The sequence below is a fragment of the Mycobacterium sp. NGS15 genome, assembly GCF_059813245.1.
Window position 1 is genome coordinate 282,629 of sequence record NZ_JCALEF010000004.1, and the last position, 12,614, is coordinate 295,242.

At 64.9% G+C, this 12,614-nt stretch carries 10 protein-coding genes; 4 read left to right on the top strand and 6 right to left on the bottom strand.

Annotated elements, in window-relative coordinates:
- Positions 1-128 precede the first annotated feature (128 nt).
- Positions 129-2,141, top strand: a complete 2,013-nt coding sequence (locus AC5Y5C_RS12455; protein WP_499972488.1) for an SDR family oxidoreductase — start codon at positions 129-131, stop codon at positions 2,139-2,141.
- Between the two features lie 68 nt (positions 2,142-2,209).
- On the top strand, positions 2,210-3,241 hold the full coding sequence (locus AC5Y5C_RS12460; RefSeq protein ID WP_499972491.1) for a nucleoside hydrolase: 1,032 nt from the start codon (positions 2,210-2,212) through the stop codon (positions 3,239-3,241).
- Between the two features lie 14 nt (positions 3,242-3,255).
- Here the strand turns inward: AC5Y5C_RS12460 and AC5Y5C_RS12465 are convergent, their stop codons facing one another.
- From AC5Y5C_RS12465 to AC5Y5C_RS12480, 4 genes are all read right to left on the bottom strand, one after another.
- Entirely contained in the window at positions 3,256-4,776 is a 1,521-nt protein-coding gene (locus AC5Y5C_RS12465; protein ID WP_499973179.1) for a DNA polymerase Y family protein, read from the bottom strand.
- 70 nt (positions 4,777-4,846) lie between these two features.
- Positions 4,847-5,551, bottom strand: a complete 705-nt coding sequence (gene imuA' / locus AC5Y5C_RS12470) for a DnaE2-dependent mutagenesis accessory factor ImuA' (protein WP_499972494.1) — start codon at positions 5,549-5,551, stop codon at positions 4,847-4,849.
- Between the two features lie 187 nt (positions 5,552-5,738).
- Positions 5,739-6,419 (bottom strand): LuxR C-terminal-related transcriptional regulator, encoded by a 681-nt coding sequence (locus AC5Y5C_RS12475; protein WP_499972497.1) that lies wholly within the window; start codon positions 6,417-6,419, stop codon positions 5,739-5,741.
- Positions 6,419-7,624, bottom strand: a complete 1,206-nt coding sequence (locus AC5Y5C_RS12480) for an ATP-binding protein (protein WP_499973181.1) — start codon at positions 7,622-7,624, stop codon at positions 6,419-6,421. The genes AC5Y5C_RS12475 and AC5Y5C_RS12480 overlap by 1 nt, the downstream gene beginning before the upstream one ends.
- A 163-nt stretch (positions 7,625-7,787) precedes the next feature.
- Between AC5Y5C_RS12480 and AC5Y5C_RS12485 the strand changes: the two genes are divergently transcribed.
- Positions 7,788-8,945 (top strand): PspC domain-containing protein, encoded by a 1,158-nt coding sequence (locus tag AC5Y5C_RS12485; protein WP_499972500.1) that lies wholly within the window; start codon positions 7,788-7,790, stop codon positions 8,943-8,945.
- A complete protein-coding gene (locus tag AC5Y5C_RS12490) occupies positions 8,938-9,222 on the top strand; it encodes a hypothetical protein (RefSeq protein WP_499972502.1) in 285 nt (94 codons plus the stop codon). The genes AC5Y5C_RS12485 and AC5Y5C_RS12490 overlap by 8 nt, the downstream gene beginning before the upstream one ends.
- Position 9,223: 1 nt before the next feature.
- Here AC5Y5C_RS12490 and guaA read toward each other — a convergent pair whose 3' ends face one another.
- Positions 9,224-10,792 (bottom strand): glutamine-hydrolyzing GMP synthase, encoded by a 1,569-nt coding sequence (gene guaA / locus AC5Y5C_RS12495; protein WP_499972506.1) that lies wholly within the window; start codon positions 10,790-10,792, stop codon positions 9,224-9,226.
- Positions 10,793-10,847: 55 nt separating this feature from the next.
- Positions 10,848-12,605 (bottom strand): GMC oxidoreductase, encoded by a 1,758-nt coding sequence (locus tag AC5Y5C_RS12500; RefSeq protein WP_499972507.1) that lies wholly within the window; start codon positions 12,603-12,605, stop codon positions 10,848-10,850.
- Positions 12,606-12,614: the final 9 nt, after the last annotated feature.

Genomic DNA, 12,614 nt, shown 5'->3' on the forward strand with positions numbered 1-12,614 from the left:
CTGGAGTATCCCCCATGGCTAACTTCCCCAGTGACGAACTTGTCACACATCGTTGACGAAATACCCCAAAACGGCAACGATGACTCCAACCGGGCCGATAAGCGGCCTAACAGTCTCAGAGGTAGCACGTGAAATACATCGTCACCGGCGGCACCGGCTTCATCGGACGACGGATCGTGACCCGAATCTTAGAGAGCCAGCCCGGTGCCGAGGTCGCCGTCCTGGTGCGGCGTGAGTCCCTATCGCGGTTCGAAAAGCTCGCCGAACAGTGGGACGACCGCGTGCAGCCGCTGGTCGGTGACCTCACTCAGCCCGATCTCGGTCTGCCCACCAACGGGGACCCGGTCACCGCCGATCACATCGTGCACTGTGCCGCAATCTACGACATCACCGTGGACGATCAGGCGCAGCGCGCCGCGAACGTCGAGGGCACACGGTCGGTCATCGGGCTGGCCACACGCACCGGCGCCACCCTGCACCACATCTCCTCCATTGCGGTCGCGGGAAGTTATGAGGGCGAGTTCACCGAGGAAGACTTCGACGTCAACCAGGATCTGCCGACGCCGTATCACCAGACCAAGTTCGAGGCCGAGTTGCTGGTGCGCTCGGAACCCGGTCTGCGCTACCGGATTTACCGACCTGCCGTCGTCGTGGGCGATTCCAAGACCGGCGAGATGGATAAGATCGACGGCCCGTATTACTTCTTCGGGGTCTTCGCCAGGCTTGCGCGCCTGCCCCGGTCGACGCCGATGATGCTGCCAAAGGCCGGGCGCTCCAACATCGTTCCGGTCGATTACGTCGTCGACGCGACCGTCGAGCTGATGCACCAGGAGGGGCGTGATGGGCAGGCCTTCCACCTGACCAATCCCGAGGTGACCTATCTGCGCGATATCTACTCCGGCATCGCCCCCGCCGCTGGTCTGCCACCTGTGCGTGGCTCACTCCCCCATGCCATGGCCACTCCGTTCCTGCGGGCGCGCGGCACGCTCAAGGTCTGGCGCAACATGGTGGTCACCCAGCTCGGCATCCCGCCCGAGGTCATCGACATCACCGAGATCATGCCCACCTTCGTCTCCGAGGCGACGCAGAACGCCTTGCGGCCCAGCGGTATTACCGTTCCCCCGTTTAGCAGCTACGCGGGCAAGCTGTATCAGTATTGGCGCAAGAACCTGGACCCGGAGCGGTACCGCCGTGACGACCCCGCCGGGCCCTTGGTCGGCCGGCACGTCATCATCACCGGTGCATCCAGCGGTATCGGACGTGCGGCAGCCATCGCAGTCGCCCAACGCGGCGGCACCGTCTTCGCCGTGGCACGCGACGCCGAGGCACTCGACAACCTCGTCGCGGAGATCCGCGAGGACGGCGGTAAGGCACATTCGTTCCCCTGCGATCTGACGGACTACTCGGCCGTCGACGACACCGTGAAGAGCATCCTCGGTCAGTTCGGGCATGTGGACTATCTGGTCAACAATGCCGGGCGCTCGATTCGCCGCTCGGTGGTGAACACCGTCGACCGGTTCCATGATTACGAGCGTGTCATGGCGATCAACTACTTTGGCGCCGTGCGCCTAGTGCTGGCACTTCTCCCCCATTGGCGGGAAAGGAAATTCGGCCACGTCGTCAATGTCTCGACGGCCGGTGTGCAGACCCGCAATCCCAAGTACGCGTCGTACATTCCCACCAAGGCGGCACTGGACGCCTTCTCCGACGTGGTAGCGACCGAGACGGTGTCAGATCACATCACCTTCACCAATATCCATATGCCGCTGGTGAAGACACCGATGATTCAGCCTTCAAACAAGCTGAACGTGGTACGCGGGCTCACACCGGAGCACGCCGCCGCCATGGTGGTTCGCGGACTGATCGAAAAGCCGACCCGGATCGACCACCCGATGGGCACCTACGCCGATATCGGCCGGTACATGACACCGAAGCTGACCCGGCGGATCATGCACCAGATGTATCTGGCATACCCAGACTCCCGGGCGGCCCGCGGCTTGGAGCCCGTCGACGATCGCCAGGACCTATCGCCCTCCCGGCGCCGCCCCAAGGCCGCCAAGCGCGTTGCGGATGTACCGAAGTTACGTGTTCCAGGTCCGGTGATGAAGGTGGTACGCCTCATCCCCGGAGTGCACTGGTGAGCTAGAAACGGGTCGCAAAACACGCCGGTGCCCCGATTAGCGAGCTAACTGACGGTAGGTTGACGTCCATGGTTCCCGTTTTTGCCGACGTTGATACCGGAGTCGATGACGCACTGGGATTGATCCTTCTCCTCGCTAGCGAGGATGTGGACATCGTCGGTATCGCCTCTACTGCGGGCAATGTCTCGGTGGATCATGTTTGCGCGAACAATCTGGGTCTGTTGGAGCTGTGCAAGGCTCCACAGATCCCCGTGTCGAAGGGCGTCGCCGAGCCGTTGAGCGCGGCACTACGTACCGCGGAAGACACGCACGGACCCACCGGGCTCGGGTACGCCGTGCTGCCGGACTCCACGCGCACGCTCACCGATTACGACGCGGCCGAGGCCTGGGTGAGAGCCGCACACGCGCACCCCGGCGAGTTGGTGGGCCTGGCGACCGGCCCCCTCACCAATTTGGCGCTGGCCCTGCGCACCGAGCCCGAATTGCCCAAACTCATCAAACGGCTCGTCATCATGGGCGGCTCCTTCGACTATCCCGGCAACACCACCCCGGTGGCGGAATGGAATGTCGTGGTGGATCCGGGCGCGACGGCGGAGGTGTACGCCGCTTGGGGCGCGGCTGGCGTACAAGAGCTTCCGATCGTGTGCGGCCTAAATCTCACCGAGACGATCGCCATGACACCGGAGCATCTGGTCAGACTGGCCGAGGCCACGGGTGCCACCACCACGCCGCTGTCGGTGCTCGACCTTTCCTCGAGCCGTTCGGCGGCGACCAACTCACTGCTGCGATTCATCGAGGACGCGGTGCGTTTCTATTTCGAATTCCACATGAAGCAGGACGAGGGCTTCTTGGCGCATATGCACGATCCATTCGCCGCCGCGGTGGCGCTGGATCCAGCATTGGTAGAGACCCGTCCCGCGACCGTGGATGTCGAGCTGACCGGCGATCTGACCCGTGCGATGACCATCGCGGATTGGAAGGGCCAGTGGGGCCAGAAGCCCAATGCACAGATCGCGGTGGAAACCGACCCCGAAGCGTTCTTCGCGCGATTCATCGAGCGCGTGAGCGTCTTCGCGCGAAAGGTTGACGGCGCCCGCTGATTCCGGTGAGACCGTCATTCATAAACACCCTCCACGTACCATCGCTGCCTGCGGAAGTGCAGGAGTAGCGCCTGACCGCCGCCCTTGTCTTCTAGCAGCACTTGGGCCCTGGCGGCCACCGATACCGGGGTGGGAGTCGGCTCCCGCTCCTCCCACCATCGCTCATCGATCGGCCATGGTCCCGCCCACCAACTCAACTCCCACCGGCCATTGCCCCGCCGAACCCTGGCCGGTTCCCCGGAGAACATTCCCCGTCCGGTCACCGTCACCGGCGCTCCATCGATATCTAACAGCTCCACCGGTTCGCCGTCCGCATCGAGCAGCACCGTCGGAGCCGGATCGGGCAGCCTCCCGGGCCACGGTGCATCGGGATCGGCTCGCGGTCTCAGCTCATCTCCTAAGGGCACCAACGTAATTCGTTCAGCCGGACCGCGCCCGCCGCTGATCACTCCCACCTGTACCGACTCCTCTCCCAATAAATCCTGAACTCGTATCAATGCGCGACGAGCCCGCTGGCGTTCCTCGGCGCCCACCGCTCCCCACAACGTCAGCTGCAATGCCTCGGCAGCCACCACCTCGACCGGCTCCAACCGCAACATCGCCACCGGCCCGTCCAGAGACCGGCGCCGGGCAAGCCAGCCATCAAGCTGCCAGCGCACCCGATCCGCGGTCGCCTCCTCGGTAAGCGGTTCGGCACACCGCCACACCCGCGACAGCTCCTGACCGTCCACCGTCACCGCGTGAATAGCCAACCGGGAGCAGGCCACTCCGGCCGAGGCCAGCGCCTCGTGCAGGCTCACCGCCAGCGTTCGTCCCGCGAAAGCCGCCGCATCCACCCGCTCGATCGGCGGATCGCACGGCAGCTCGACTCCCAGCTCGGCCGGGACCGCATGCCCCGAGGGAGAGCGCTGCGCTTCGGCGCGCGCATGGCGGTGCGCCTGCACCGCGTCATCGTCGAACCGCGAGGCGACATCCGACCGTGCTAGTTCCGCGAAAGCACCTATGGTGCGGATTCCCATACGCCACAACAGATCCACCAAGTCTTCGCGCTGCGGATGACACAGGCTGGGTTCGGCGGCCATCTCCTTGATCGACAGTGGAGCCAAGAACTCCGCATCCCCACCGGGTGATACCAATACCGCATGCCGCGCGGCGTACACCGCCGTGGACATCTGATCGGCAATGCCCACCTGACATTCGGCCCCGGCCACCGAGACCGCATCGGCCAGCCGTTCCGCCGCGGCCTGCTCACCACCGAAGTACCGGGCGGCACCGGTCACCGGCAGCGCCATCAGCCCGGGGCGCAGGATCTCGGCCCCCGGCACCAGATCATCCACTGCGGCGATCATCGGCTCGAAGAATCGCGCATCGCGATCGACATCGGCCACCGCGACATGCAGTTGCGGACAACGGGCTTGGGACTCACGCCGCCGCATACCCCGTCGTACTCCCAGCGCCCGTGCGGCGGCAGTGCATGCCGCCACCCTATTGGCCAGGGTCACTGCCACGGGCCGGGTGGCAGGAAGATCAGCCATCGCCGCAGCCGCCACCGCCGGCCAGTCCGGACACCAGATCGCCAGCACCCGTGGAGCTTTACGCTGCCGTTTATGCAGACCTGATGGAGCCACGGCTGCCACACACCTCCCCGGCAGCTCTGGGCACCCTGCGCCCCGTCGCCCGTACCGCTGTCCGCACCCCACGAATCCGCCCCAGGCCACAAGTGGACACTCCGTCATAGCCGGTCACTCGGGCCTGCAACCGCACCGCAGCGCCTTCCCAATCCCCATCGACTGCCAGCAACGTGCATCCGTTGCTATGTGCCCGGGCCACTATCGCGCGCGCCGACGTCGAGGTCACCCGTCGTCCACCCAGACCCAGCACCACCAGATCCATCCCGTCCATGAGCACCGAGGCCACCTCCACGGCACTCAGGCCCGGGCGGGGAATCAACGCCAGGCGGCTCAGGTCCGCTCCCCGCTCCACCGCCGCCAGCACGCTCACCTCCGGCATGCCCACGATCGCGGCGTACCCGCCCGCCGCGGTCACCGAAGCCACCACATCCAGCGGCAGCGATCGGGCCCCGCCGGCCACCGCGACCGTGCCGCGCCGCAACACGTGACCTATCGAGCTGGCCAGCGCGTCGGACCCCAGCAGCAAAGATTGAGCGTCTGGCAGCACCTCCTGGAACCGGCCAGCCGACGACCGGTCCCCGCCGACCTTCCCCGATATCGCCGCCATCTGCTGCCGGAGCTTTTGTAGCTGGTCAGTGCGGTTGACCAGCACCTCATCGGCGGCCGCCACTGCCGTCACAACCGCACCTCCAGACACACTCGACTAGAACATATGTTCGATGCCTGGAGTAAACACCCAGCCACCGACAACCGTCAAGACGGGAGGTACGGGCGGGGCCCCATGCTGGCCCCCTCTGCCGACACGCCACGTTGCGGCGGATTCGTGTCGCACACGTCCGTATGAGACGACGTGCCGATGGCCTGTCCTAGTCCAGCTGGCGGGTGTGCGCCCAGCGGGTCAACGCGTTGCGATTGGACTGCTGTGTCTTACGCAGCACATTGGAGGCATGTGTCTCCACCGTCTTGACGGAGATCACCAGCTCCTCGGCGATCTCCCGATAGGTGTATCCGCGGGCGAGTAGCCGCAGCACCTCAAGCTCGCGTGGGGTCAACGAGTCCAGCTCCGGATCCAGTGCCGGCTCCGGGGTATTCGACCGCCCGGTGAACGAATCGAGCACGAATCCGGCAAGCCGCGGACTGAACACCGCATCCCCGCCTGCCACCCGGCGCACGGCATCGGCGAGTTCACCCCCCGAAATCGTCTTGGTGACATAGCCCCTGGCTCCCGCGCGGATTACCGCGATGACGTCCTCGGCGGCATCCGACACACTGAGCGCCAGAAACACCGACGAGCCGCTTGCGCGAAGAGGATCAGATGTGGCGCCGGAATCCGAATTCTTCACTCCGTTGATGACGGCGACCCCGCCACCGGAGGGCATGTGCACATCGAGCAGCACCACATCCGGTGCGCTGGAATGTATTCCGGCCACCGCCTCGACAACCGACCCCGCCTCGCCCACGATCTCGATATCCGATTCGCCGGCCAGCTCGGCCCGCACCCCGGACCGGAACACCCCGTGATCGTCGACCAGGAATACTCGCAGCATTACGCCCCCTTCTGCGCGTCGTCATGATTGGCATCGTTGTACGGCATGGTAATTCGTACCTCCGTACCCTTGCCGATCTCCGATTTGATCTGCACCTGTCCACCCCGGCGCATCACCCTGGCCTTGATGGAGCGCACGATGCCCTGCCGGTCCTGTGGCACCGCCTCGAGATCGAACCCCTTGCCCCGGTCTCTGACGAAAACGCTGATCTTCCCGGGTTCCACCTCGGCATACAGGTTGATATCCGATTGCCCGGAATGCTTGGCGGCGTTGACGAGTGCCTCACGAATAGCTCCGATCAGCGCTCGTCTGGTCTCGGGTTCCGCGGACAGATCGGCATCGCTGACGATCACCGAACTGACCACTACGGTGTGCGCATCCTCGACCTCACCGGCCACGGTGCGCAGTTCCTGCGCCAGCGATGAGTCCGAGGACACCCCCGCCGAGAACAACCAGCTGCGTAGTTCTCGCTCCTGGCTGCGAGCCAGCCGTAGCACCTCACTGGGGTTATCTGTCCGCTTCTGGATCAGCGCCAGCGTCTGGAGCACCGAATCGTGCAGATGCGAGGCAATTTCTTCCCGCTCCTCGGTACGGATGCGTGCGGCACGCTCGGCACCGAGGGCACGCCACAACCGCAGCCACAACGGCACCGTCAGCAGCACCGCGCCCACCAGGGTCGCCGCGATCGCCACCAGCGAGTCGCGCAACGAGGACAAATCCACATTGCGCAAGACCACCACCGCGATCCCACCGAAGACAAGTGCCGCACCGGCGATCACCCGGACCAAGGTCAATAGCGACGATTTTCCTGACTCGCCCAGTACCGCCGAACTTGGCCCCTGCGTATCGAATTCGCGCCACACTACGGCGAGCCCGACCAGCGCCAGCACGATCGGGAAAACCAGCGCTGCCGTCGAACCACTGACCGTCGACATCAAGATGATCAGCGCGGCGAGACTCAACAGCAAGAGCCCCGTCGCCCGCCTGCGATCCGTCGCGCTGACAGCCGCGACGTCGTCGCCTGGCGGCATCAGCATCCACAGCAGCCCGTAGGCCGCGATACCCATTCCGCTGGCCGCACCGAGCACCGCAAAGGCCAACCGCACCCGAAACACCGGAACATCGAGATGATCGGCGAGCCCTCCGGCGACGCCTGCGACCACTCGTCCACCGGTACGCCGGCGCAACGGCGGGGCGGCAGTCAGCCGATTCCCGCCGGCGAAGGCATTCCGGAACGTGGGACTCACCTCTGCGATACTGCCATGGCAAAGCTCCGTACGGCATCGGGCTTATCCCTGAACCCCGCTGTGCAAAGATCAGGGTGAATCCTGATGGCGGACATGCCCGCGACTGGGCACCATAGCTGTCATGGATACGGATACCACCACCAAACGGACGCCGTCCTCCACACTCGGAGATATGTGGCGAACGCGGCCGTTGCGATTGCCGGGACACGGCAAGCTCGCCGGTGTCGCCGCGGGAATCGGCTACCGCTACAACGTGGATCCGCTGTTGGTACGCGTAATTTTCGTGGTCACAACAATTTTCGGCGGTGCGGGTGCCATCATGTACGTGGCGTGCTGGCTGCTCATGCCTACCGCCCGCTACACCACCCCGTACCACGAGTCCAAGGTGAAGATGGTCTTCTGGATCATCGTCTTGCTGCTTGTCGGCGGACCGTTCATCGACCCCGACCGCGATCCCTGGGGACTGGTCAGTGCCGTTGTCCTGCTCGGCGGCTGGTATCTGCTCTATCAGCGCCAAACCGAAACTCCGGCGCCTCCAGCGAGTTCGATGGCGCAGCCCAGCACCGACGAGCCTCTCACCACCGAAGATGGCGAATCGAATAGCAACACCGCGGCCACCGAACCGCTCTTGCCACCTCCCCCTCCCACCTGGGATCCACTGCGGGCGGCCCCTTTCGCCTGGAACCTACCCGATCAGGCGCCGCTGCCTGCGCCACCTGCCAAACCCAAGTCTCGCGTAGTCTCGGTGACCATCGGAGCGGCGCTCATCATCAGCGCGGTGCTCGTGGCCATCGGGCTGCTCGGCGGCAGCTGGGTAACACCCGTGGTGGTGACAGCGACGGCACTGGTTGTCCTGGGAGTGGGCATGCTGGTGGGGGCATGGCTCCGCAGTGGTTACTCACTGCTCTTCCTGGCGGTACCGCTGGCGGGATTCGTCATCGTGGCAGCCTCCATCGGCCCACTGGAGATGTCACTCAACATCGGCGACCAAAATTACCGCGTCACAGAGGCTTCCGATATCGAGGACTACTACGAGGTAGGCATCGGCACCATCACCCTTGACCTCACGCAGGTCACACTCGCCCACGATAAGACGGTGAACCTCGACGTCGGGATGGGCGATATCCAGGTGCTGGTTCCGCCCTCGATGAATGTGCACTCCTCGTGCGAGGTGAACATCGGCAGCTTCGATTGCCTGCCCTCACCCAACGGCACCGGACCGGCACTGACGATCAACGCAACGGCAAATGTAGGAAGCATTGAGGTGCAACGTGTCTGAGAACATCGACGAACCAGTAACCGGCGCCAAGCATGATCCCACTGCGGAGAATCGAGCGGAATCCTCACCAGAGGCCACCGTCGATGAGAAGGGCAGGCCGTCCATCCTGCTGGCGCTGTCGGGGCTGGTTGCCTTGCTTGTCGGGGGGTGGGCCCTCACCGGCCAAGACTTTGGAGCACTGGTGCACAGCAATCTGCTCGGCTGGGTCGCGATTGCCGTGGCGATCGCCATCGGCGTTGCGCTGGTCGCGGTTCCGACCCGCCGTAACCGGACCTAAATTACTCCCATTCGATGGTGCCGGGCGGCTTGCTGGTGATGTCCAGCACCACCCGGTTCACCTCCGGAACCTCGTTGGTGATTCGGGTCGAGATCCGCTCCAGCACCTCGTACGGCAGGCGCGTCCAGTCCGCGGTCATCGCGTCCTCACTGGACACCGGCCGCAACACAATCGGATGCCCATAGGTACGGCCGTCACCCTGCACCCCGACCGAGCGCACATCGGCCAACAGCACCACCGGGCACTGCCAAATGTTGCGGTCTTGACCGGCAGCAGTAAGTTCTTCGCGCGCAATGGCATCGGCGCGGCGCAGAGTATCCAGCCGGTCGGCAGTGACCTCGCCGACAATCCTGATGGCCAGACCCGGCCCCGGGAAGGGCTGGCGGCCAACGATTTCCTCCGGCAGGCCCAGTTCGCGGCCGACCGCACGGACCTCGTCCTTGAACAGCAGCCTCAGCGGCTCCACAAGTGCGAAGCTCAGGTCCTCGGGCAGCCCACCCACATTGTGGTGACTCTTGATGTTGGCGGTGCCGCTGCCGCCCCCGGACTCGACGACATCCGGGTACAGCGTGCCCTGCACCAAAAACTCGATCCCGTCCTCGGAGTTGCCGATCGCATCGGAGACGGCACCCTCGAACGCCCGGATGAATTCACGGCCAATGATTTTGCGTTTGGCCTCCGGGTCGCTGACACCGGCGAGCTCACCGAGGAACTTCTCCGCGACATCAACAGTCACCAGCTTGGCGCCGGTGGCCGCCACAAAGTCGTGTTCCACCTGCGCGCGCTCCCCGCTGCGCAGCAGACCGTGGTCGACGAACACACAGGTCAGCCTGTCCCCGATGGCGCGCTGCACCAGGGCTGCCGCCACGGCGGAATCCACCCCACCAGAGAGGCCGCACAATGCGCGGCCGTCACCGATCTGCGCGCGCACCTGCTCGACCAGCGATTCGGCGATATTGGCTGCCGTCCACGCGGATTCGATGCCCGCGAACTCATGCAGAAACCGGCTGAGCACCTGCTGCCCATGGGGCGAATGCAGCACCTCGGGGTGGTACTGCACACCGGCCAGGCGGCGAGAGCGGTCCTCGAATGCCGCGACAGGGGCACCCTCGCTGCGGGCGACCACGGTAAAGCCCTGGGGTGCTTCGGTTACGGCATCGCCGTGGCTCATCCACACGGGCTGGACGCCGGGCAGACCCTCATGCAGGTCTCCGCCCACCACGTTCAGCTCGGTACGGCCGTACTCGCTGGTGCCGGTGCGGGCGACGGTTCCGCCGAGCACCTGCGCCATGGCCTGAAAGCCGTAGCAGATACCGAAAACGGGAACATCCAAATCGAATACACCGGGGTCGAGCTGGGGTGCGCCCTCTTCATAGACACTCGACGGACCACCTGACAGGACGATCGCCCGGGGGTTGCGGTCCTTGATCTCGTCGATACTCGCCGAGTGCGGGATCACTTCGGAGAACACCCGCGCCTCACGCACGCGCCGTGCGATCAGCTGGGCGTACTGTGCCCCGAAGTCGATGACCAGAACCGGTCGGTCGCCATGCTGCTCCGTTTGCGCCACCGGATTAGCTTAGTGGTGCTGGGGGCACCTCCCATTTGTGGGGGATTACCCGGATCTAACTGACCGACCGCACCGGTTCGATCGGCAGATTCCGCAATGCGCCGGGAGCACCTGCCGGAACGACGGGGTGCGCCGGGGGCACCGCCGCCATCCGCTGATACGGCAGACCCTGCTCCGGACGCAGGTCCGTCTCGCCCTTGTTGGGCCACAACGACGCCGCCCGCTCGGCCTGTGCGGTGATGCTCAGCGACGGGTTGACGCCCAGGTTCGCCGAGATCGCCGCCCCGTCCACGACGTACATGGTCGGGTAGCCGTATACCCGGTGATAGGGGTCGATGACGCCGTCCTCCGGGCTGGTCCCGATCACGGCCCCACCCAGGAAGTGGGCGGTGAGCGGGATGTTGAACAGCTCACCCCAGGTGCCACCCGCCACGCCATCGATCTTGGCGGCAAGTCGCCGCGTGGCTTCGTTGCCCGCCGGGATCCAGGTGGGGTTGGGTTCGCCGTGGCCCTGCTTGCTGTCGAGGCGCCGCCAGAACAGCGTCTTCTTGGTGAACGTGGTGATCGAGTTGTCCAGGTGCTGCATGACCAGCGCGATGACGGTCCGCTCGCTCCACTGCGTCACGTTGAGCATGCGCAACGTACCCCTTGGATCGGCACGGGCGGCCTCGATGAGCTGACGCCACCGCGACTTCTCACCATCGCCATCGGTCATCAGGGTCTGCAGCAGGCCCATCGCGTTGGAGCCCTTGCCGTACCGCACCGGCTCGATGTGGGTGTCGCTGGTCGGGTGGAACGAGGATGTGATGGCCACACCGTGGGTGAGGTCCAAATCGTCCTTGTACTCCAATCGGCCTGCACCGACGATGGATTCGGAGTTGGTACGAGTCAACACGCCCAGGCGCTGCGACAGCTTGGGCAGCAGACCCTTGTCCTTCATCTTGAACAACAGGTTCTGCGTGCCCCAGGTTCCGGCGGCCAGCACCACGTACTTGGCCGTATACGTCTTGCGCTGCTTGCGCACCCAGCGGCCCGTGGCCTTGGTGGAGACCCGCCATATTCCGTCAGCGCCCTGCTCGACCGCGGTGACGGTGGTGAGCGGGATGACCTGGGCACCAGAGGATTCAGCCAGTCCCAGATAGTTCTTGACGAGGGTGTTCTTGGCACCGACCCGGCAACCGGTCATGCAGGAACCGCACTCGGTGCAGCCCACCCGATCGGGTCCGGCACCACCGAAGTAGGGATCGGCCACCTTGACTCCGGGAGCCTTGGCGCCGTCGGGCCCGAAGTAGACGCCCACCGGTGTGGCGACAAAGGTGTCGCCGGCACCCATGTCGTCGGCGACCTCCTTGATGAGCCGATCCGCGTCGGTGAAGGTGGGGTTCTTCACCACGCCGAGCATCCGCTGCGCCTGCTCATAATGCGGCGAGAGCTCGGCACGCCAGTCGGTGATGCCCTTCCACTGCGGATCGCTGAAGAAAGGCTCCGGCGGCACGTACAGGGTGTTGGCGTAGTTCAGCGAGCCACCGCCCACCCCGGCACCCGCCAGAATCATGCAGTTGCTCAGCAGGTGGATCCGCTGAATCCCGAAACACTTGAACATCGGTGCCCACAGGAACTTGCGCAGATTCCACGATGTCTCGGCGAATTCCTCGTCAGAGAACCGGCGACCGGCCTCCAGGACGCCTACGCGGTAACCCTTTTCGGTCAACCGCATGGCGGTGACGCTTCCGCCGAATCCGGATCCGACGATGAGTACGTCAAAGTCGGCATCTACTTCAGGTTTAACAGGGACTGCTACCGGTGATGACATCGTTGGCCT

Coding starts and splice junctions, on each gene's coding strand:
- AC5Y5C_RS12460 (WP_499972491.1), top strand. CDS start 2,210: ATGGTTCCCGTTTTTGCCGACGTTGATACCGGAGTCGATGACGCACTG.
- AC5Y5C_RS12465 (WP_499973179.1), bottom strand. CDS start 4,776: ATGGCTGATCTTCCTGCCACCCGGCCCGTGGCAGTGACCCTGGCCAAT.
- AC5Y5C_RS12500 (WP_499972507.1), bottom strand. CDS start 12,605: ATGTCATCACCGGTAGCAGTCCCTGTTAAACCTGAAGTAGATGCCGAC.
- AC5Y5C_RS12475 (WP_499972497.1), bottom strand. CDS start 6,419: ATGCTGCGAGTATTCCTGGTCGACGATCACGGGGTGTTCCGGTCCGGG.
- AC5Y5C_RS12485 (WP_499972500.1), top strand. CDS start 7,788: ATGGATACGGATACCACCACCAAACGGACGCCGTCCTCCACACTCGGA.